The organism is Pseudomonas sp. PSKL.D1, assembly GCF_028898945.1.
Lineage (GTDB): Bacteria > Pseudomonadota > Gammaproteobacteria > Pseudomonadales > Pseudomonadaceae > Aquipseudomonas.
Window position 1 is genome coordinate 4,691,934 of record NZ_CP118607.1, and the last position, 20,971, is coordinate 4,712,904.

Sequence of the window (20,971 nt, forward strand, 5' to 3'; positions counted from 1 at the left end):
CTTAGTTCACCCAGACGCGTGCGTTGCGGAACATGCGCATCAGGGCCGCGTCTTCCTGCCACTCATCCGGGCGCCAGGAGTTTTGCACGGCACGGAATACGCGCTCCGGGTGCGGCATCATGATGGTCACACGGCCGTCACGGCTGGTGAGGCCGGTGATACCACGCGGCGAGCCGTTCGGGTTGGCTGGGTAGGCTTCGGTGACCTTGCCATGGTTGTCGACGTAGCGCAGGGCCACGCAGCCGGACAGGTCGGCTTCCAGCAGTGCCTCTTCGCTGGCGAACTCGGCATGGCCTTCGCCGTGGGCGATGGCAATCGGCATGCGCGAACCGGCCATGCCCTGCAGGAAGATCGAGTTGGACTTCTGCACCTCAACCATCGCCACACGCGCCTCGAACTGCTCCGAACGGTTGCGCACGAAGTGCGGCCAGTACTCGGTGCCCGGGATCAGTTCGTGCAGGTTGGACATCATCTGGCAACCGTTGCACACCCCGAGGGCGAAGCTGTCGGTACGCTCGAAGAATGCCTGGAAAGCATCGCGGGCACGGGTGTTGAACAGTGCCGACTTGGCCCAGCCTTCACCGGCACCCAGCACGTCGCCGTACGAGAAGCCGCCACAGGCCACCAGGCCCTTGAACGCTTCGAAGTCGACACGGCCCGCGAGGATATCGCTCATGTGCACGTCGATGGCGGCGAAGCCAGCGCGGTCGAAGGCGGCAGCCATCTCGACCTGGCCGTTGACGCCCTGCTCACGCAGGATCGCCACTTGCGGGCGCACGCCCTTCTTGATGTACGGCGCGGCGATGTCGTCGTTGACGTCGAAGCCCAGTTTGACCGACAGGCCCGGGTTGTCTTCTTCCAGCAGCGCGTCGAATTCCTGGTCGGCGCAGTCGGCGTTGTCACGCAGGCGCTGGACCTGATAGCTGGTTTCGGCCCACTGGCGTTGCAGCATGCGGCGGTCGTCGTCGAACAGCACTTCGCCGTTCAGGCTGATGGACACTTCTGCATTGTTGACCGGCTTGCCGATGACCGCCACGCACTCTTCACCCAGGCCAGCGGCGCTGAACTGCGCCAGTACGTCCGGGGTGGCGTCCTGGCGAACCTGAATGACCGCGCCCAGCTCTTCGTTGAAGAGGATGGCCGGCACATCCTTGCGGTTGTCAGTCAGCGGGTCAAGTTGCAGGTCGAGGCCGCAGTGCCCGGCGAAGGCCATTTCCACCACGGTGGTCAGCAAGCCGCCGTCGGAACGGTCGTGATAGGCCAGCAGGTGGCCGTCGGCGTTCAGGCCCTGGATTACAGCGAAGAAGGCCTTGAGGTCTTCAGCATCGTCCACATCCGGCGCCTGGGCAGCGATCTTGCCGTAGGTCTGCGCCAGGATCGAGGCGCCCATGCGGTTCTTGCCGCGGCCCAGGTCGATCAGGATCAGGTCGGTTTCGCCCTTGTCCATGCGCAGTTGCGGGGTCAGGGTCTTGCGGATGTCGGTCACCGGGGCAAAACCGGTGATGATCAGCGACATTGGCGAGGTGACGCTCTTCTCGACGCCGTCATCGCTCCACTTGGTCTTCATCGACATGGAATCTTTGCCGACCGGGATGGTGATGCCCAGCTCCGGGCACAGCTCCATGCCGACGGCCTTGACGGTGTCGTACAGACGGGCATCTTCACCAGGGTGGCCAGCAGCGGACATCCAGTTGGCCGACAGCTTGATATCGGACAGTTTGTCGATCTGCGCGGCAGCCAGGTTGGTCAAGGTTTCGCCGATTGCCATGCGGCCGGACGCCGGGGCGTCAAGCAGGGCCAATGGCGTACGCTCGCCCATGGCCATGGCTTCACCGGTATAGACGTCGAAGCTGGTGGCGGTGACGGCGCAGTCGGCCACCGGTACCTGCCAAGGGCCAACCATCTGGTCACGGGCAACCAGGCCGGTGATGGTACGGTCGCCGATGGTGATCAGGAAGCTCTTGCTGGCCACTGCCGGGTGGTTCAGCACGCGCTGCACAGCCTGGTCCAGGTCCAGCTCGCTCGGGTCGAAGTCATCGCCCAGCTCGGCCTCACGGGTAACCGAACGGTGCATGCGCGGCGGTTTGCCCAGCAACACGTCCAGTGGCATGTCCACCGGGGTGTTGTCGAAGTGGCTGTCGGTAACAGTCAGGTGCTGCTCTTCGGTGGCTTCACCCACCACTGCGAACGGGCAACGCTCACGCTCACAGATGGCCTTGAAACGCTCGAAGTCGACGGCGCTGACCGCCAGCACGTAACGTTCCTGCGATTCGTTGCTCCAGATTTCGTGCGGGGCCATGCCCGGCTCGTCGTTGGGCACGTTGCGCAGTTCGAAGCGGCCACCGCGGCCACCGTCGTTGACCAACTCAGGGAAGGCGTTGGAAATACCACCGGCGCCCACGTCGTGGATGAAGGCGATCGGGTTGGCGTCACCCAGCTGCCAGCAACGGTCGATGACCTCCTGGCAACGGCGTTCCATTTCCGGGTTTTCGCGCTGTACCGAGGCGAAGTCCAGGTCGGCGGAGCTGGCACCGGTGGCCACCGACGAAGCGGCACCGCCACCCAGGCCGATCAGCATGGCCGGGCCGCCAAGCACGATCAGCTTGGCGCCGACGGTGATTTCGCCCTTCTGGACGTGGTCTTCACGGATGTTGCCCATGCCGCCAGCGAGCATGATCGGCTTGTGGTAACCGCGAACTTCTTCACCGTGCGGGGTGTTGATGGCCTGCTCGAAGGTGCGGAAGTAGCCGGTCAGGGCCGGGCGACCGAACTCGTTGTTGAACGCAGCACCACCCAGTGGGCCTTCGATCATGATGTCGAGGGCGTCAACGATGCGCTCCGGCTTGCCGTAAGCCTGTTCCCAAGGCTGCTCGAAGCCTGGGATACGCAGGTTGGACACGGTGAAGCCGGTCAGGCCTGCCTTGGGCTTGGCACCACGGCCGGTAGCGCCTTCGTCGCGAATTTCGCCGCCAGAGCCGGTGGAAGCGCCGGAGAACGGGGCGATGGCGGTCGGGTGGTTGTGCGTTTCGACCTTCATCAAGATGTGCACCGGCTCCTGCACCGCACCGTACTGGCGGGTTTCAGGGTTCGGGAAGAAACGGCCAGCCACGTTGCCGACGATTACCGAGGCGTTGTCCTTGTACGCAGACAGCACGCCTTCGTTGTGCATCTGGTAGGTGTTCTTGATCATGCCGAACAGGCTTTTTTCCTGAGCCTGGCCGTCGATGTCCCAACTGGCGTTGAAAATCTTGTGGCGGCAGTGCTCGGAGTTGGCCTGGGCGAACATCATCAGTTCGATGTCGTTCGGGTTGCGCTTGAGGCCCTGGAAGGCGTTGACCAGGTAGTCGATCTCGTCTTCGGCCAGGGCCAGGCCCAGGTCGATGTTGGCCTGGGCCAGGGCCGCACGTCCACCGGCCAGGATGTCCACCGAGGTCATCGGCTTTGGCTGGGCGTGGCTGAACAGGTCGGCGGCCTGCTCCAGCTGGCCGAGCACGCGCTGGGTCATGCGGTCGTGCAGTTCGGCTGCAACCAGTTCGGCATCTGCGGCGCTCAAGTCGCCGGCTACGTAGTAGGCGATGCCACGCTCAAGGCGCTGAATCGACTGCAGGCCGCAGTTGTGGGCGATGTCGCTGGCCTTACTGGCCCATGGCGAAATGGTACCCAGGCGCGGCACGACCAGGAACAGGCGGCCGGTCGGCTCCTGTACCGGCACGCTCGGGCCGTATTTGAGCAGACGGCCCAGCACCTGCTGCTGGTCGGCGGTCAGCTCGCCGTCAATATCGGCGAAGTGGGCAAATTCGGCATACAAACCAGTAACAGCGGGGACTTTCTGGCTCAGTTGCTCGAGTAATTTACCGTGGCGAAAGGCAGAAAGGGCAGGAGCGCCGCGCAGGATCAACATCGTCGGGACAGCCTCAGGAAGGGGTGTGCTTAGAGGCCGTGCATTCTAGCCTAATTCCGCGGGTTTCGGCACCCGTCCGAGGTCAATGCTGCCGGGCGGCGGAACCGGACTTCGGGGTCAAAAAAACCACCTGTATTTTGCGCTTTTCCTACAGACCCTGGCTTTAACGGAAATTCGGCTACCAGACAAGCCACCCGTTGTCGAGATATGGCAGGGCCGGTCCTTTGCGTATACTGCACTCTATGTTCGCCCACACTGCTTTGCGCCAGCGTTGCGCCAAATGGCTTTTTGCAACCGGACTCTTTCTGATGCTCGGTGCCTGTGTTGAAAAACCCAGCACCCTTGAGCGTGTGAAGGAGGATGGCGTGCTGCGCGTAATTACCCGCAACAGCCCGGCCACCTACTTCCAGGACCGCAACGGCGAAACCGGCTTCGAATACGAACTGGTCAAGCATTTCGCCGACGATCTGGGCGTCAAGCTGGAGATCGAGACGGCCGATAACCTGGACGAACTGTTCGACGACCTGGGTAAGCCCAACGGCCCGGTGCTGGCGGCCGCTGGCCTGGTCAGCAGTGAGCGGCGCACGGCCCAGGCAAAGTTCTCGCACCCGTATCTCGAGGTGACCCCGCAGGTCATCTATCGCAACGGCCGCCCCCGCCCTACCGAAGCCAAAGGGCTGGTCGGCAAGAAAATCATGGTGCTCAAGGGCAGCAGCCACGCCGACCAACTGGCCCAACTGAAACGCCAGTATCCCGGCCTTGAGTATGAAGAGTCCGATGCCGTTGAGGTGGTCGACCTGCTGCGCATGGTGGACGAAGGGCAAATCGACCTTACCCTGGTCGATTCCAATGAACTGGCGATGAACCAGGTGTACTTCCCCAACGTGCGGGTGGCCTTCGACCTGGGCGATACCCGTGACCAGCGCTGGGCGGTGGCGGCCGGGGAAGATAACAGCCTGCTCAATGAAGTGAACGAGTTTCTCGACAAGGCGCAGAAAAATGGCACGCTGCAACGCCTGAAAGACCGTTATTACGGCCATGTCGACGTTCTGGGCTATGTGGGCGCCTACACCTTTGCCCAACACCTGCAGCAGCGCCTGCCCAAGTACGAGAAGCACTTCAAGAATTACGCCAAGGTCGAACAGGTTGACTGGCGCCTGCTGGCTGCAATCGGATACCAGGAATCCATGTGGCAGCCGGAAGTCACCTCCAAAACCGGTGTGCGCGGCCTGATGATGCTGACCCAGCGCACCGCCCAGGCCATGGGCGTGTCGAACCGGCTGGACCCGCAACAGAGCATCCGCGGTGGCGCCAAGTACTTCATGAAGATCAAGGAAGAACTCGACGACAGCATCAAGGAGCCGGACCGCACATGGTTCGCCCTGGCGGCCTATAACGTGGGTGGCGGACACCTTGAAGATGCGCGCACCTTGGCCCGACGCGAAAAGCTCAACCCGAACAAGTGGCTCGATGTGAAAAAGATGCTGCCTCGCCTTTCACAGAAGCAATGGTACCGGCAAACCAAGTACGGCTATGCACGTGGCGGTGAACCAGTACACTTCGTGGCCAACATCCGCCGTTATTACGACATTCTGACCTGGGTGACCCAGCCGCAGCTGGAAGGCCAGGTGGCCGAGGGCAACCTGCATGTGCCAGGGGTGAACAAGGACAAGCCGGCGGAGCAGTCGCCGCCGATGTAGGCCCGCACGGCCGCGCCTACGCCTTGGCGCGGCGGGCTTTGAAGAACTCGCTCAAAATCTGCCCACATTCCTCCGCCAGTACCCCGCCTTCCACCATCACCCGATGGTTCAGAAAACCCTGACCGAAGAACTGCCCCTGGCTCTGCACGATCCCCGCCTTGGGTTCCAGTGCCCCATACACCACCCGCGCCACCCGCGAATGCACGATCAACCCCGCGCACATGCTGCACGGCTCCAGCGTCACGTAGAGGGTACTACCCGGCAGCCGGTAGTTGCTGGCGGCCTTGGCCGCCGCCCGAATGGCCACCATCTCGGCATGGGCGCTGGGGTCACTGTCGGTGATCGGCCGGTTGAACCCTTGCCCGATCACTTCTCCGTGCTGCACCAGCACGGCGCCAACCGGCACCTCGCCCATGGCTGCACCTTCGGCAGCCAAGGCCAGGGCCAGGCGCATGAATTCCTGATCGCGGCTGCGATCGATGATCTGCGGGCGCATCACACCACCGCAATCGCGGCCATCAGGCCGGTTTCCATGTGGTCGATGACATGGCAATGGAACATCCAGGTGCCGGGGTTATCCGCCACCAAGGCCACCTGGGCGCGCTCGTTCTTCCCCAGCAGGTAGGTGTCAGTGAACCAGGGTTCGACAATCTTGTGGCGATTGGACGCGATCACCTTGAAACTCATGCCATGCAAATGGATCGGGTGCTGATACTGGGTCATGTTCTTCAACTCGAAGATGTAGCTCTTACCCTTCTGCAAGGTGGCAATCGGCCGGTCGGCGCAGGTCTTGTCGGTAATGTCCCACGCCTGGCCATTGATCTGCCACAAGCTTGGCGGCTTACCGTTCTCGGTATTGACCGAAACCTTGCCCACCCATTCGAAATTGAAGTTGAGCTTTTCGGCATTCTCCAGGTCCGGCTCGGCCACTGGGTTGGGAGGAAGTGCTGGCGGCCAATCGCTTGGCGTGTCATTGCTGGCCACCGAGCGCAGGGTGCCCAAGCGCACGAAACCGTCGCGCAGCGAAATTTCCTCACCGGCTTGGGGAATGCGCACGGCCAGGCAAATGCGCATGCCTGGCCCCAGCCAGTAATCGTCATCCAGCGGGCGCGGGGTAATCGGGTTGCCGTCCAGGGCATAGATGCGCGCTTCGCAGTTGCCCTTGAGGTTGATGCGGTACGTCCAGGTATTGTCGAGATTGAGCAGCCTCAGCCGCACTACCTGCCCGGCTGGCAACTCAGTGACCGATTCGGGGTCGCCATTGATGGTAATCAGCCGCCCGGCGGTGCCATTGCGCGCCGCTTCCCGGGGGATGCTGAAAGGCAGCCAGGCGCCCTGCTCGTCTACGTGCCAGTTTTTCAGGCTGAGCGTGCGTTCATGCTGAAAGCCCGTGGGCTCGCGCTCCTCGACGATCAGCGGGCCGACCAGGCCACGGCCCAGCTCTTCGGAGCTGCTGACATGCGGGTGATACCAGTAGCTGCCCGCGTCCGGTACACGGAACTTGTAGTCGAAGTACTCCCCGGGCTTGACCGGCAATTGCGACACGTAGGGCACACCGTCCATTTCAAGCGGCAGGCGGATGCCGTGCCAGTGGATAGTGGTTTCTACCGGCAGGTGATTGATAAAGCGCACCCGCAGCCATTCGCCCTGGCGCACTCGCAGCTCCGTGCCGGGCGCAGACGGCCCGAATGCCCAGGCTTCGGTCTTGAACCCAGGCACCAGCTCGACATCCAGCGGCGCGGCAATCAGCTCGTAGTCGTGCCCGGCATTTTCGTCCTCGACCTTGCCCATCCAGTAACGTGCGGCGCCCCCGGCGCCCAGGCCAACCACAACCAGGCCGGTCAGGCCTTTGAGCATTTGTCGACGGGTGAAGGACATCGGTGCGGGTACCTCGTTTCTGCGCAATCAGCCTGCCAGCAGGGCTGGCGATGAAGGGCGAATACGATACACCTGCAAATGGGAAATATTAAGTGAAGGATTGTCGCAAGATTGTCTGCCTGATCGAACTCAGCTAGCTATTATCCATCCATTGCTCGATCGAGTCGCCACTCTTCATCTGCACATTCGCCAAGCCCTGACGCCCGAGCACAACCCGCCGGGAGCGGATCTGCGTCAGCACTTCACCCCGGCATTGCGAGCCTTCAACAAATTGTGTGGCGCTGACTGCTTCCTGACGGTGGCCAGCGGCAGCCATACTTACCTGACACTCGCAGGGCTGAATCGCGATGGCTCGCCCCTCGCCCTTCCTGCCAATGCGCGACGAGACGCGCTGCGCACTTCTGCAGCGGGCAAGGTTTTGCTAGCCAACAACCCCGAACTCGCTCGCCAAGCCCAGCGCGTGGCGCCGCTGGACCATGCTTTGGAGCAGGAGTTGTTACTGGTCGCCGAACAAGGCTTTGCCTTCGATGTGCAGACGGCTCTCAAGGATTTGAACTGCTTGGCCATTCCGTTACGCCACAACGGCAAGGTAGTGGGCGCTCTGGGCACCACCGGTGCACCAGATGACCTCGAGCGAACGGCTATTACAGCACAGGTCGGCTTGCCCGTGCTGACTTGCTCAGAGAGTCCCTGACGCTGCTATTTTAGTAATTCTCGAAAATATTTTAGCGCTGGGGTTTCCCCGCCCGTAATCTCGATCGAAAATTTAGCGTAAGCCTCTTCAAGCTCGCCGTATTGTTGAAGGTTTCTTTCTGTAAAACGATAGCGGCCTGGTACCGCGCCTACCTCAATGGGCTCTGTCACGTTCCCTGTCTTGGCATTCTCGAGTAGCTGCTTCAAATCGGCATGGAGCGCTATGGCTTCAGGGTCTATTTTCGAGTGGATATTTAATTGCTCTTCGAGATGCAGTGCCGTTTTTTTTAACTCAATGATATTCATGATTAATTTCCTATTAAACCTATGGGCCTTGCTGGAGCCCAAAGCCCTCGATTTGGGACGACATACTGCATGGCACCTCCCGTGCGTTCTATGATACCACCCAGTTCCGTGGTGGGGGCAATCTCACTTATATACACTCTTGCAGGTGCCAAAGGCGTGATTTCATAAATCGTATATTTCGATCCCTCGCTAACGACCGGAAGGCCGAACACATCAGCCAGGGACCGTTGCGAACTGGCGGCTTTTTTAAATTCTTCGTAACTCGTGAAGTAAGGTGAGAATTTAGGCTCACTACCACCTTCCACTACGATCTTTATGAGGGGTTGGTTAACCACTTTACTAATGGGAAGTTCTTTGCCAGAGGCTAGTTGCCCCCTGACACGTTCGTAAATTACGTCGGCCGATTTTGTGGGATCTGCTGCCGCCGCCTCTTTAAAGTAGTTTATACCTTCTTCAGTCTTGAGGTATTTCTCTATATCTTCCGCCTTCACACCCAGCGGTTCAAACGTTGTAGTGCCATTAATTTGTTTTTCCAGCGGAACAAAATCTTTGTCCAGCTTTCCGTAGTGCTCTCTCATCAATTCAATTTCAGGCTCTACTGTTTTGAACCGCGATATGTCCTCAGTACGCAAGCCCGGCTCCGCGAGAATGCTGCGCTCATTCTTGGCCAACCACTCAGCAAATTTTTTGTTCCGAATATCCGCCTGAAGCCGAGCACTGCGCGTCGCAATGCTTTCCACGCTGCCCACAACGCTGGCTTTCATCTGGCCGCGAGTCAGGTAGGTAACGATGGCAGTGAGCAGCAACAACACCAACTGCTCCTGTCCACGTGCCAATTGCCGTGCAGCGCGCTCGGTGCGCTCTTGAATTAGCGCCGCTGAACCACCGGAGGGATCAAGCCCCGCAGGCTTCACGCCATCTTCAGCGGTCCATGCAGTGGCAAGACCTTCCTGCAACGTGGACAGGCAAGCCGGTAGCCCTTCGTAAAAATATTCAGCGATGGCGGCCAAGCCCAAGCCCATAAGAATCAGGTTGCCGACTTGAAAACCGATGCCGCTGCCCACCATCGTACCGGGCAACGCGCCCACCCCAAATGCCAGTGAACCAGCGGCGCCGCCGGCAGCGCCAAACACTGCAACGCTGCCCCCCAGAATCATCACCACTTCTTGAACCAGCTTGAGCAGCGTCGGCAGAATTTCAGCGATGTTGATTGACGCCCACTTGCGTGAGAGCTCCATCTGCATAATCGGGTAGGACAACGCCATGGCTTGCCGAACGTTGTCGATCCGGTGACCTCCTAGGGCGCCATAAGCATGACTGGCACTGTTGCTGAGGCGACGGGTGAAACCGTCCCAACTGTCATGCGCACTTTGCCAACCGCTGCTCGCGCTCTGGTTAAGCTCGCTGAATTTTTAGTCCAGGTTTCGTTCAATTTCGTCCCAACTAGGGACGCGGGCTAAAAGGTCCATTTTCTATATCACTGTCCTTGGGTGGAAAGCACGACAGGCCCCGACGAGCCTTGTCGCCTGGCGCTTGATCACGCGAAAGGGATGCTCAACTTTCGCCCGTGTCTGCGTTTTGACCTTCTCGATCTAACGTTTGGCTTTGTAGAGAATACCGCGGCCAGACGACCGCCTTCATCCTTATGGCGTTAGATGCAGTCAGTACCCCGTACCATGCCACATGAACATCGTGCTTGGCGATGCAGGACGCTACCCGAATTTGCCAGACCCAAAAAGCCGAAAGCCCGCAATTACGCGGGCTTTCGGGGTGTTTCTTGCCACTTGGTGCCGGCCTATGCCGGACGCGGGATCATTCCCACTCGATAGTGGCAGGCGGCTTGCTCGACACGTCGTAAGTCACGCGGGAGATACCGTCGATTTCGTTGATGATACGGCCGCTGACAGTCTCCAGCAGTTCGTACGGCAGGTGTGCCCAACGCGCGGTCATGAAGTCCACGGTCTCGACAGCACGCAGGGCCACGACCCAGGCGTAGCGACGGCCGTCGCCGACGACACCCACCGATTTAACCGGCTGGAACACCACGAACGCCTGGCTGGTCTTGTGGTACCAGTCGGCCTTGCGCAGTTCTTCGATGAAGATGTGGTCGGCGCGACGCAGGATGTCGGCGTATTCCTTCTTCACTTCACCCAGAATGCGCACGCCCAGGCCCGGGCCCGGGAACGGGTGGCGGTAGACCATGTCGTACGGCAGGCCCAGCTCCAGGCCGATCTTGCGCACTTCGTCCTTGAACAGCTCACGCAGTGGCTCGACCAGCTTGAGGTTCATTTCCTCTGGCAGGCCGCCAACGTTGTGGTGCGACTTGATCACGTGGGCCTTGCCGCTCTTGGCGCCGGCCGATTCGATCACGTCAGGGTAGATGGTGCCCTGGGCGAGGAACTGGATGTTTTCCAGCTTGCTGGCTTCGGCATCGAACACGTCGATGAAGGTGCGACCGATGATTTTGCGCTTCTTCTCCGGGTCGGCTTCGCCTTCCAGGTTATCGAGGAACTGCTTCTCGGCGTCGGCACGGATCACCTTGACGCCCATGTTCTCTTTGAACATGGCCATCACCTGGTCACCTTCGTGCAGGCGCAGCAGGCCGTTGTCGACGAATACGCAGGTCAGCTGATCGCCGATGGCGCGGTGCAGCAGTGCGGCAACCACCGAGCTGTCGACGCCGCCGGACAAGCCCAGCAGAACGTTGGCCGAGCCGACTTGCGCACGCACTTGGGCGATGGCGTCTTCGACGATGTTGGACGCAGTCCACAGGGCTTCACAGCCGCAGATGTCCTGCACGAAGCGGGACAGGATGCGACCACCTTGCTTGGTGTGGGTCACTTCCGGGTGGAACTGCACGCCGTAGTAGCCCAGCGCGTCGTCGTACATGCCGGCAATCGGGCAGCTCGGGGTGCTGGCCAGCACGTGGAAGTTGGCTGGCATCTGGGTGACTTTGTCACCGTGGCTCATCCACACGTCCAGGCCCAGTACGCCGTCATCGTCGACGTGGTCTTCGATGCCGTCCAGCAGGCGGCTCTTGCCGACTACGTCCACGCGGGCATAGCCGAACTCACGCAGGTCGGACCCTTCAACCTTGCCGCCCATCTGCTCGGCCATGGTCTGCATGCCGTAGCAGATGCCCAGCACCGGGACTTTCAGGTCGAACACGGCTTGTGGGGCGCGCGGGCTGTTGGCTTCGTGAACAGACTCTGGGCCGCCGGCCAGGATGATACCGCGCGGGTTGAATTCGCGGATCGCTTCATCGTCCATGTCGAACGGATGCAGTTCACAGTACACGCCGATTTCGCGCACGCGGCGGGCGATCAGCTGGGTGTACTGGGAACCGAAATCGAGGATCAGGATGCGGTGAGCGTGAATGTCGAGGGCCATGACTCAATCTCGTCAGTGGAAATCGGAAACGACACGGGGCTGTCATGACAGCCCCGCTTGCTAGTGTTGCTTGAAGCCTCAGCCTACGCGGTAGTTCGGGGCTTCTTTGGTGATTTGCACGTCATGCACGTGGGACTCGGCCATGCCGGCACCGGTGATGCGCACGAACTCCGGCTTGGTGCGCATCTCTTCGATGGTCGCGCTGCCGGTGTAGCCCATGGACGAACGCAGGCCGCCCATCAACTGGTGGATGATCGCCGCCAGTGCGCCTTTGTAAGGTACGCGACCTTCGATACCTTCCGGTACCAGCTTCTCGGCGCCGGCCGAGGAGTCCTGGAAGTAACGGTCGGACGAGCCTTGCGCCTGTGCCATGGCACCCAGCGAGCCCATGCCGCGGTAGGCTTTGTACGAGCGGCCCTGGAACAGTTCGACTTCACCCGGTGCTTCTTCGGTACCGGCGAACATCGACCCCATCATCACGCAGGAAGCACCGGCAACGATGGCCTTGGACAGGTCACCGGAGAAGCGGATGCCGCCGTCGGCGATCAGTGGCACGCCAGTGCCTTCCAGTGCGGCGGCGACGTTGGCGATAGCGCTGATTTGCGGTACGCCTACACCGGCAACGATACGGGTGGTGCAGATCGAGCCTGGGCCGATACCGACCTTGACTGCGTCAGCGCCCGCTTCAGCCAGGGCCTTGGCAGCGGCGCCGGTGGCGATGTTGCCGCCGATCACCTGCACTTGCGGGTAGGTCTCTTTCACCCAGCGAACACGATCGATCACGCCTTTGGAGTGGCCGTGGGCAGTGTCGACCACCACCACGTCAACGCCGGCGGCAACCAGGGCAGCAACGCGCTCGCCGGTATCTTTGCCGGTACCGACCGCAGCGCCGACGCGCAGGCGACCCTGGTCGTCCTTGCTGGCCAGCGGGTAGGCCTTGGCCTTTTCGATGTCCTTGACGGTCATCATGCCCTTGAGGCTGAACTTGTCGTCGACGATCAGGACTTTTTCCAGGCGGTGCTTATGCAGCAGCTCGCGGACTTCGTTCTTGTCGGCGCCTTCGCGCACGGTGACCAGGCGCTCTTTCGGCGTCATCACGTCGCGGACTTTGGCATCCAGGCGGGTTTCGAAGCGTACGTCACGGGAGGTGACGATACCGACCAGGTCGCCGTTGGCCAGCACCGGCACGCCGGAGATGTTGTTCAGGCGGGTCAACTCGAACAGGTCGCGCACGGTGGCGTCGGCGTCGATGGTGATCGGGTCCTTGACCACGCCAGCCTCGAACTTCTTGACCTTGCGGACTTCGCCGGCCTGTTGTTCGATGGTCATGTTCTTGTGGATGATGCCGATGCCGCCTTCCTGAGCCATGGCGATGGCCAGACGCGCTTCGGTCACGGTATCCATGGCGGCGGAAACCAGTGGAATGTTCAGCTCGATGCCACGGGTCAAACGGGTCTTGAGACTGACTTCATTGGGCAGTACCTCGGAATAGCCAGGTACAAGGAGGATATCGTCGAAGGTCAGGGCTTCTTGGCTGATACGCAGCATCGCGGGGGCTCCCGGGCGGGAAAAATGGAAGCGCGCCATTATACTCATCCACGGCGCGCCGCTCAATGCAAAATAAGGGCCTTCGGTCAGCCTTGTGGCAGTTTTACCTGCACAACCGCCACCGGCTGATCCAGCCAGTCGGCGAAGCTGTCGAGAAAGGCCTGGGTAAAACCGGCCTCGCCCCAGTTGTTGAAGATGAACCCCAGGTTGGAAAAGGCACATGGCTGTAGAAAAATGAAGCCATTGATGTCGTCTTCAAAGCCGCACAGCGGGCAGGTGAAGTTGTCGCTTACGCCCGGCATCCACTCCTCCAGGCTTTCGAACAGCGGCTCACCTACCTCGCGCCGGCACTCAGGGCAGCCCGCTTCTTCCACAAAACCGTCTGTCGGCGTGTAGATGCAGCGTTTGAGCACCACTTCCAGGCCATTGAGCTGCTCACCCAACGGCAGCTTTTCCGGGTGCAGTGCAATTTTGCGGGCACCCTCAGCAAGCGCATGCCCCATACGGTTACCGGTGCGCCCGCATGTGGTGAGTTGCTCTTCGACGATCTTCTCGCGCACCAGCCAGCGCAGGATGGCGCGGGCCCGGGCTTCGTGCACCGGCACGGTGGACAGTTTGGGGACAATGATGCTCTGGGTATTCATGAACGGTGCAGGGCCTGCGAACTTCGATATTGGTGCAATTCTACCGCTCAGCCGCTCAGGTAGCGACCTATCAGCGCCAGGCCGCTGGCCAACACTAGCCAGGTGACCAGCCGTACAAAGGCCTCGCGGGACAGTTTCAGGGTCAACCGCCGCCCGACCCAGAGCCCCAGGCACATAACCGGCAACAGGCAGCCAGCCAGCAACAGCAGGCTGCTGTCGGCGTAAACACCCGCAATGAGGAACAGCGACAGACGCACAATGGTGCTGCAGCTGATCAAGGCGCTCTGGGTAGCGCGCACGTGTTCTTTGATATCCAGCCGCGCGCTGAGGTAGATCGCATAAAGGAAGCCGCCACTGCCGAACAACGCCCCGAACAGCCCGCCGACCGTGCCCATCGGTATTGCCCAGGTACTTGAAAGCCTGGCCGGCCGCACCTTCACCGCCAAGCCATAGATCGCGTAGGCGGTCACGAACAACCCCATCAACAGCAACAGCAGGTCGGATTTGAGATGCAGCAGGAAAATCACGCCCAGTGTGCAGCCCAGCGCCATGCACGGCAGAAGGCGGAGTAACTCGCTGCGCACCACGTCACGACGCGACGGCAGCAGGTTGCCGAAAGCCGCCACGAAGTCCAGCAGCACCAGCAACGGGATGATGCGCGACAGCGGCATGAAGTGGATGAGCACGGGGCCTGCCACCAGCGCGGTGCCGAAACCGGCGATACCGAAGACGATGTAGGCACAGGCGATGGCGAAGAAGATGCAAAACCAGTCGAAGACAGCGAACGAAAGCTGGGCGAGCATGGTGCGATTTCCAAAGGCAGTGCGCACAGGTTAGGCCATCTTTCCCGGCCTCATGCATAAATGCTCACACAACGAAACAGACAACCCGGCATCACTCCATTAAGATGCCCACCATGATCAAAGACCCCTTCGAACGCCTCGGCCTGGACCGCGAAGTCCTTACCGTCAGCCAACTCAACGGCCGCGCCCGGGTGCTGCTGGAAGATGTGTTCCGTAGCGTCTGGGTAGAAGGCGAAATTTCCAACCTCGCCCGCCCGGCCTCCGGCCACATGTATTTCACCCTAAAGGACAGCGGTGCCCAGGTGCGCTGCGCGTTGTTCCGGCAAAACGCCCTGCGCGTGCGCCAGGCCCTGCGCGATGGCCTGGCGGTGCGGGTGCGTGGCAAGGTTTCGCTGTTTGAAGGGCGCGGCGACTATCAGCTGATCCTCGATACCGTCGAACCTGCCGGTGACGGTGCGCTGCGCCTGGCCTTCGAGGCGCTGAAGGAAAAGCTCGGCGCCGAAGGCTTGTTCAGCACCGAGCGCAAAAAACCGCTGCCAGCCCATCCGCAACGCATCGGCATCATCACCTCGCCCACCGGCGCTGTGATCCGCGACATCATCAGCGTATTCCGCCGCCGTGCGCCACAGGTAGAACTGAACCTGATCCCGACTGCCGTCCAGGGCCGCGAAGCCATCAACCAGATCGTCCGCGCCCTGCAGCAGGCCGACCGCATGGGCTTCGATGCACTGATCCTCGCCCGCGGTGGTGGCTCGCTCGAAGACTTGTGGTGTTTCAACGAAGAAGCCGTTGCCCGTGCGGTGGCAGCCTGCGTCACGCCCATCGTCAGCGCCGTGGGCCATGAAACTGATGTGTCTATCAGCGACTTCGTGGCTGACGTTCGTGCGCCGACGCCGTCAGCCGCCGCCGAGCTGCTGGCCCCGGACAATAGTGGCCTGCAGCAACAGCTCGAGAGCCTGCAGCGGCGCCTGCTGCTGCGCATGCGCAATCGCCTGGCTCACGATCACCTGCGCCTGGACTCACTGACCCGGCGCCTGCGTCACCCCGGCGAGCGCTTGCGCCAACAAGCCCAACGCCTGGATGACCTGGACATGCGCTTGCGCCGGGCCTTCATGCTCAACCTGAACCAGCGCCGCGAGCGCCTGGCGCGGCTGGAGACACGCCTTGCAGCCCAGCACCCGGGGCGCAACCTGAAACTGCTCGGGCAGCGCCTGGACAGCCTTGCCGAACGCCTGCCACGGGCGATGCGCGAGGTCATCAAAGACCGTCGCCAGCGTTTTCAGGCGCAATTGCAGACGCTGCAGGTGGTCAGCCCGCTGGCGACACTGGCTCGCGGCTACAGCATCCTGCTCGACGAACAAGGCAATGCCATCCGTAGCGCTGAACAAACGCGCAACGGCCAACGACTGACCGCCCGCCTCAACGAAGGCGAACTGCAAGTGCGGGTCGAGGACAACCACCTGACCCCGGTCACTCTCTCCTTACTGGACTGATAAATGCCCCGCCTGATCGCCCCCCTGCTCGCCCTCTCCCTCTTGTTGCTGGCTGGCGGCGCCCAGGCCAGCTACATCACCCGCACACTGAACAAACCGGTACCCGGCGGCGTGGCGGTGGTCGACCTCGGCCCGGCAGCCGCCGCGCCAAGCGCACGCTTTGACGGCAAGCCGGTGCTGGTCGTGAAGGAGCAAAACAACTGGCTGGCGATTGTGGGGATTCCGCTGACCCAGAAACCCGGTACCGCCGTAGTGACCCAAGGTGGCCGCAACCTGACATTCAGCGTGGGCAGCAAGAAGTACCCCGAGCAGCGCATCACCCTGAAGAATACGCGCCAGGTCAACCCGAACCCGGCAGACCTCAAGCGCATCGACCGCGAACTGGCCGAGCAGATTGCCGCTTACCGCAGCTTCAGCCCTAACCTGCCGAGCAACCTGATCCTCGACAAGCCGGTCAACGGGCCACTGTCGAGCAAGTTTGGTGTGCGCCGTTTCTTTAATGGTGAAGAGCGCAACCCGCACGCGGGGCTGGACTTCGCAGTGCCCGCGGGCACACCGATCAAGACCCCGGCCAACGGCAAGGTGATTCTGGTCGGGGATTACTTCTTCAATGGCCGCACCGTGTTCGTCGATCATGGCCAAGGCTTTATCAGCATGTTCTGCCATATGTCGAAGATTGATGTGAGCGTGGGGCAGCAACTGCGCCGGGGCGAGGTGGTCGGGCGTGTGGGGTCGACCGGGCGCGCGACCGGGCCACATATGCACTGGAACGTGAGCTTGAACGACGCGCGGGTGGATCCGGCGATTTTCATTGGGGCGTTCCAACCCTGAAACAGCGCTGCCCCTTCGCGGATAAATCCGCTCCTGCAGGCCTGTAGGAGCGGATTTATCCGCGATGGGGGCAGCACAGGTCAACTGCTTCCCATGTCTTGCGCCTTCGAAAAACACTGCGCAACAAAAAGACCACATCCATAAAAAGTAAGCCACAAAATCTCGCCATGGCGACTTTTTTAAGCATTCCTCTCAATTTTCTCCAAACGCTTGCCATCCCCCACCCCACTGGTTAGGGTTGAAAGCATGAAAACCTTCAGCACCCTCATTCTGCTCCGACAACATCGCAGCCTCTGCCTGGTCAGCGCTCGACTACCAGGCTGATTCGCGTCGCCTCGCCTCTTCATCTTGTTATCGCCCGGCAGGCCCCGATCTCGGCCGCACACAAAAGGATTGCTTCCATGACCATGCTCAAAGACCCATCGAAGAAGTACCGCGCCTTCCCGACCATCGACCTGCCCGACCGCACCTGGCCGTCGAAAACCATCACCGCCGCGCCGATCTGGTGCAGCTCCGACCTGCGTGATGGTAACCAGTCGCTGATCGAGCCGATGGACTCCGAGAAGAAGCTGCGCTTCTGGAAGACCCTGGTGCAGGTTGGCGTTAAAGAAATCGAAGCCTCGTTCCCGTCTGCCTCGCAGACCGACTTCGACTTCGTGCGCACCCTGATCGAAGACGGCCACATCCCGGACGACACCACCATCCAGGTGCTCACCCAGGCCCGTGAAGACCTGATTGCCCGGACCTTCGAGTCGCTGCGCGGCGCGAAAAAGGCCATTGTCCACCTGTACAACGCCACCAGCCCGTCGTTCCGCCGCATTGTCTTCAATCAGGACAAGCAGGGCGTGAAGGACATCGCGGTGAACGCGGCCAAGCTGTTCGTCAAATACGCCGCCCAGCAACCGGAAACCCAGTGGACGTTCCAGTACTCGCCAGAAACCTTCAGTGCCACCGAACTGGAATTCGCCAAGGAAGTCTGTGATGCAGTGATCGAGGTGTGGAACCCGACCCCTGAGCACAAGCTCATCCTCAACCTGCCAGCCACCGTGGAAGTCGCCACCCCGAACATCTACGCCGACCAGATCGAGTGGTTCTGCCGTAACATCAGCCGCCGTGACAGCGTGATCATCAGCCTGCACTGCCACAACGACCGTGGCACCGGCATCGCTGCCACCGAGTTGGGCCTGATGGCTGGCGCCGACCGCGCCGAAGGTTGCCTGTTCGGCAACGGCGAGCGTACCGGCAACGTCGACCTGGTAACCCTGGCATTGAACCTTTACACCCAAGGCATCGACCCCCAATTGGACTTCTCCGACATCGATGGCGTGCGCAAAGTGGTGGAAGAGTGCAACCAGCTGCCGGTGCACCCACGTCACCCATACGTTGGTGACCTGGTCCACACTGCGTTCTCCGGCTCGCACCAGGACGCCATCCGCAAGGGCTTCGCCAAGCAACAGGAAGGCGAACTGTGGGAAGTGCCGTACCTGCCGATCGACCCGGCCGATATTGGCCGCAGCTACGAGGCGGTGATTCGCGTCAACAGCCAGTCCGGCAAAGGCGGTATCACCTACCTGCTTGAGCAGGAATACGGTATCAGCCTGCCGCGCCGGATGCAGATCGAGTTCAGCCAGGTGGTCCAGGGTGAAACCGACCGTCTGGGCCTGGAAATGACTGCCCAGCAGATCTACAGCCTGCTGCACAAGGAATACCTCCAGGCCAACAGCCCGTATGCGCTGGTCAGCCACCGCCTGCAGGAAGAAAACGGCCACAGCGCTGTGGAAGTGGAAGTCGCCGGGGAAGGCGAGACCACGCTGCACTGGCGCGGTAAGGGCAATGGCGCACTGGAAGCGTTGGTTGCCGGCCTGCCAATCTCGGTTGAGATCATGGACTACAACGAGCACGCGATTGGCGCGGGCACCAATGCCAAGGCGGCGGCTTACATCGAGCTGCGCGTGGCCGGTGGTCGTCCGGTACACGGGGTGGGTATCGATGAAAACATCACCACTGCCAGCTTCAAGGCGCTGTTCAGTGCACTGAACCGGTCGCTGAGCCAGCAAGAGGCCAAAGCAGCCTGATATCTGCAGCTGAAAAAAACCGCATCTACGATGCGGTTTTTTTTCAGCACTATTTAATAACAGCTGCCCGGCTGATTGTAGGCGTCGTAATTAAATCTCCACATGCCATTATTGACGGGAAACTTATATGCCGTCATCAAACACGCCGCTTGAATTTCCTCCCACTCCAACGGCTTGACTGCATTTCTAGCCGCCACAGTAATGAGTGAACTGGTGGCAATAGATGTCAAAATACAAAGGTCCGTAGAGTTACGGCTTGTGACGTGTCTCGCCTGAGCATACTTAAAGAAATCAATAAATTTTCCAGCCCCCGTCAGGCAATGAGCGAACACCATGTGCATCTGATAAAAGTGAAAAACCCCCGGCCCTACAATTTCAATCTCACGGGATTTAGTCGTTGAATGACTAATCCCCTCAGTCATACTGGATGTCAACTTCCCGCCTAGAACGCTACCCAAAAAGCCTGCCCCCAGGTGAACTTCAGTTTCCAGAGCAGACGTAAATGACTTGCTGTATCCCTCTACCGAGGAAACCTGCTCTGTATGGGTCACGCTACTGGGAACACGCGCCAGCCCCAAGTGCACGAGATAAGCGAATACTGGCCGTGAGAAGGTTCCCCAATTCTGGTCCCCGAGGTACATATCGCCATACACTGTATCGCCAATCACCCAGCAACCGGGATTGATTTCCCCTTCAGTGCCATATAAATGACTCTCAACTTCGAAACTTCCGCGCTTGCGCTCATAATTACGAAAAGCATTGATCGTTTCTGGAGTAACGACTCCCATAAAACGCCTCCTAGATGGCCAGCAGTCAAACCTGAAACGCCATCTTAGTGATTGCTGCTCAGCCTTATAATAAGGAAAGGCTTCTGGTTTCATGAGCTGTGAACAGGCAGAAAGGCGTAACTGATCAACACTACTTGGATTTCAGACCACCCAGTTTCAAAGCACAAAAGTGACAGGCAAAAAAAGGGGGCGCCGACCAAGCGCCCCATAAACTGTAAAGCACACAATAAATTCAGTTGGCGTCCAGCAGCGCAATCGCCTCCGCACTGCACTGCTCGATCCGCGCCCAATCACCGTTCTTGATCCAGCTGCTATCGAGCATCCAGGTACCGCCCACGCACATGACATTGGGCAACGCCATGTAGTTGCGCACATTGGCCGGGTTAACCCCGCCCGTAGGGCAGAAGCGGATATCGCCGAACGGGCCGGCAAAAGCCTTGATCGCTGCCACGCCACCACTGATCTCGGCAGGGAACAGCTTGAAACGGCGGTAGCCCAAGGCGTACCCCATCATGATTTCAGATGGGGTACTAATGCCGGGTAGCAACGGGATACCGCTGTCCACACCGGCCTGGAGAATGTCCTGAGTAATACCCGGTGTAACAACAAACTGCGCACCCGCAGCTTCGACCGCCTCGTACATGTTGCGATCAAGCACGGTGCCCGCGCCCACACACAGCTCCGGGCGTTGCTCACGCAGTACCTGGATGGCCTTGAGGCCATGCTGGGAGCGCAAAGTCACCTCCAAGGTGCGGATGCCGCCGGCAGCCAGTGCGTCGGCCAACGGCAGGATGTCTTCCTCACGGGCGATGGTGATTACCGGCAGGATGCGCGCCTGGTTGCAAATGGCGTCTATCCGCGCAGCTTTCTCGTCCATCGAGAGCTTTGGCTGTGGGCGTTCAAGGGTGGTCATGACAGTTG

15 protein-coding genes and 1 pseudogene are annotated in these 20,971 nt (G+C 60.5%); 5 read left to right on the forward strand and 11 right to left on the reverse strand.

The window, feature by feature from the left end:
- Nucleotide 1 precedes the first annotated feature (1 nt).
- Nucleotides 2-3,901 carry a phosphoribosylformylglycinamidine synthase gene (gene purL / locus PVV54_RS20970; protein ID WP_274907072.1) on the reverse strand — a complete coding sequence of 1,300 codons (3,900 nt, stop codon included), beginning with the start codon at nt 3,899-3,901 and terminating at the stop codon, nt 2-4.
- Between the two features lie 242 nt (nt 3,902-4,143).
- Here purL and mltF point away from each other — a divergent pair, with 242 nt between their 5' ends.
- Nucleotides 4,144-5,601 carry a membrane-bound lytic murein transglycosylase MltF gene (mltF, locus tag PVV54_RS20975; protein WP_274907073.1) on the forward strand — a complete coding sequence of 486 codons (1,458 nt, stop codon included), beginning with the start codon at nt 4,144-4,146 and terminating at the stop codon, nt 5,599-5,601.
- A gap of 16 nt (nt 5,602-5,617) precedes the next feature.
- Here mltF and tadA read toward each other — a convergent pair whose 3' ends face one another.
- Both tadA and PVV54_RS20985 read right to left on the reverse strand, forming a co-directional pair.
- Complete coding sequence (gene tadA / locus PVV54_RS20980) at nt 5,618-6,097, reverse strand: tRNA adenosine(34) deaminase TadA (RefSeq protein ID WP_274907074.1); 480 nt, start codon at nt 6,095-6,097, stop codon at nt 5,618-5,620.
- Nucleotides 6,097-7,479, reverse strand: coding sequence for a multicopper oxidase family protein (locus PVV54_RS20985; RefSeq protein WP_274907075.1), 1,383 nt, complete (start codon nt 7,477-7,479; stop codon nt 6,097-6,099). Before PVV54_RS20985 ends, tadA begins: the two co-directional genes overlap by 1 nt.
- Between PVV54_RS20985 and PVV54_RS20990 the strand changes: the two genes are divergently transcribed.
- Nucleotides 7,469-8,173, forward strand: coding sequence for an IclR family transcriptional regulator domain-containing protein (locus tag PVV54_RS20990; RefSeq protein WP_274907076.1), 705 nt, complete (start codon nt 7,469-7,471; stop codon nt 8,171-8,173). The genes PVV54_RS20985 and PVV54_RS20990 overlap by 11 nt on opposite strands.
- A gap of 5 nt (nt 8,174-8,178) precedes the next feature.
- Here PVV54_RS20990 and PVV54_RS20995 read toward each other — a convergent pair whose 3' ends face one another.
- From PVV54_RS20995 to PVV54_RS21020, 6 genes and pseudogenes are all read right to left on the reverse strand, one after another.
- Nucleotides 8,179-8,478 (reverse strand): hypothetical protein, encoded by a 300-nt coding sequence (locus PVV54_RS20995; protein ID WP_274907077.1) that lies wholly within the window; start codon nt 8,476-8,478, stop codon nt 8,179-8,181.
- A 2-nt stretch (nt 8,479-8,480) separates the two neighbouring features.
- A pseudogene (locus PVV54_RS21000) lies at nt 8,481-9,947 on the reverse strand (DUF6861 domain-containing protein).
- 343 nt (nt 9,948-10,290) lie between these two features.
- Nucleotides 10,291-11,868: a glutamine-hydrolyzing GMP synthase gene (guaA, locus tag PVV54_RS21005; RefSeq protein ID WP_274907078.1), complete on the reverse strand. Its 1,578-nt coding sequence runs from the start codon at nt 11,866-11,868 to the stop codon at nt 10,291-10,293.
- Nucleotides 11,869-11,946: 78 nt separating this feature from the next.
- Nucleotides 11,947-13,416, reverse strand: coding sequence for an IMP dehydrogenase (guaB, locus tag PVV54_RS21010; protein ID WP_274907079.1), 1,470 nt, complete (start codon nt 13,414-13,416; stop codon nt 11,947-11,949).
- A gap of 86 nt (nt 13,417-13,502) precedes the next feature.
- On the reverse strand, nt 13,503-14,060 hold the full coding sequence (locus tag PVV54_RS21015) for a sugar ABC transporter ATPase (RefSeq protein WP_274907080.1): 558 nt from the start codon (nt 14,058-14,060) through the stop codon (nt 13,503-13,505).
- 47 nt (nt 14,061-14,107) lie between these two features.
- Nucleotides 14,108-14,863, reverse strand: coding sequence for a sulfite exporter TauE/SafE family protein (locus PVV54_RS21020; RefSeq protein WP_274907081.1), 756 nt, complete (start codon nt 14,861-14,863; stop codon nt 14,108-14,110).
- A 113-nt stretch (nt 14,864-14,976) separates the two neighbouring features.
- On the opposite strand from PVV54_RS21020, the gene xseA reads away from it, so the two are divergent.
- The 3 genes from xseA to leuA all read left to right on the forward strand — a co-directional run bounded on the left by xseA (nt 14,977) and on the right by leuA (nt 19,262).
- The gene (xseA, locus tag PVV54_RS21025; RefSeq protein WP_274907082.1) at nt 14,977-16,356 is read left to right on the forward strand and encodes an exodeoxyribonuclease VII large subunit; all 1,380 of its coding nucleotides are present in this window, start codon (nt 14,977-14,979) and stop codon (nt 16,354-16,356) included.
- A gap of 3 nt (nt 16,357-16,359) precedes the next feature.
- Nucleotides 16,360-17,187 (forward strand): M23 family metallopeptidase, encoded by an 828-nt coding sequence (locus PVV54_RS21030; RefSeq protein WP_274907083.1) that lies wholly within the window; start codon nt 16,360-16,362, stop codon nt 17,185-17,187.
- Nucleotides 17,188-17,588: 401 nt separating this feature from the next.
- Nucleotides 17,589-19,262: a 2-isopropylmalate synthase gene (leuA, locus tag PVV54_RS21035; protein ID WP_274907084.1), complete on the forward strand. Its 1,674-nt coding sequence runs from the start codon at nt 17,589-17,591 to the stop codon at nt 19,260-19,262.
- Nucleotides 19,263-19,315: 53 nt separating this feature from the next.
- On the opposite strand, the gene PVV54_RS21040 is transcribed toward leuA, so the two are convergent.
- The gene (locus PVV54_RS21040; protein ID WP_274907085.1) at nt 19,316-20,050 is read right to left on the reverse strand and encodes a monalysin family beta-barrel pore-forming toxin; all 735 of its coding nucleotides are present in this window, start codon (nt 20,048-20,050) and stop codon (nt 19,316-19,318) included.
- Nucleotides 20,051-20,282: 232 nt separating this feature from the next.
- A complete protein-coding gene (locus tag PVV54_RS21045; RefSeq protein ID WP_274907086.1) occupies nt 20,283-20,963 on the reverse strand; it encodes a bifunctional 4-hydroxy-2-oxoglutarate aldolase/2-dehydro-3-deoxy-phosphogluconate aldolase in 681 nt (226 codons plus the stop codon).
- Nucleotides 20,964-20,971 lie beyond the last annotated feature (8 nt).

Bases quoted from the DNA above. Each gene is read 5' to 3' on its own strand.
- purL (WP_274907072.1), bottom strand. From the start codon at position 3,901: ATGTTGATCCTGCGCGGCGCTCCTGCCCTTTCTGCCTTTCGCCACGGT.
- mltF (WP_274907073.1), top strand. From the start codon at position 4,144: ATGTTCGCCCACACTGCTTTGCGCCAGCGTTGCGCCAAATGGCTTTTT.
- tadA (WP_274907074.1), bottom strand. From the start codon at position 6,097: ATGCGCCCGCAGATCATCGATCGCAGCCGCGATCAGGAATTCATGCGC.
- PVV54_RS20985 (WP_274907075.1), bottom strand. From the start codon at position 7,479: ATGTCCTTCACCCGTCGACAAATGCTCAAAGGCCTGACCGGCCTGGTT.
- PVV54_RS20995 (WP_274907077.1), bottom strand. From the start codon at position 8,478: ATGAATATCATTGAGTTAAAAAAAACGGCACTGCATCTCGAAGAGCAA.
- guaA (WP_274907078.1), bottom strand. From the start codon at position 11,868: ATGGCCCTCGACATTCACGCTCACCGCATCCTGATCCTCGATTTCGGT.
- guaB (WP_274907079.1), bottom strand. From the start codon at position 13,416: ATGCTGCGTATCAGCCAAGAAGCCCTGACCTTCGACGATATCCTCCTT.
- PVV54_RS21015 (WP_274907080.1), bottom strand. From the start codon at position 14,060: ATGAATACCCAGAGCATCATTGTCCCCAAACTGTCCACCGTGCCGGTG.
- PVV54_RS21020 (WP_274907081.1), bottom strand. From the start codon at position 14,863: ATGCTCGCCCAGCTTTCGTTCGCTGTCTTCGACTGGTTTTGCATCTTC.
- xseA (WP_274907082.1), top strand. From the start codon at position 14,977: ATGATCAAAGACCCCTTCGAACGCCTCGGCCTGGACCGCGAAGTCCTT.
- PVV54_RS21030 (WP_274907083.1), top strand. From the start codon at position 16,360: ATGCCCCGCCTGATCGCCCCCCTGCTCGCCCTCTCCCTCTTGTTGCTG.
- leuA (WP_274907084.1), top strand. From the start codon at position 17,589: ATGACCATGCTCAAAGACCCATCGAAGAAGTACCGCGCCTTCCCGACC.
- PVV54_RS21040 (WP_274907085.1), bottom strand. From the start codon at position 20,050: ATGGGAGTCGTTACTCCAGAAACGATCAATGCTTTTCGTAATTATGAG.
- PVV54_RS21045 (WP_274907086.1), bottom strand. From the start codon at position 20,963: ATGACCACCCTTGAACGCCCACAGCCAAAGCTCTCGATGGACGAGAAA.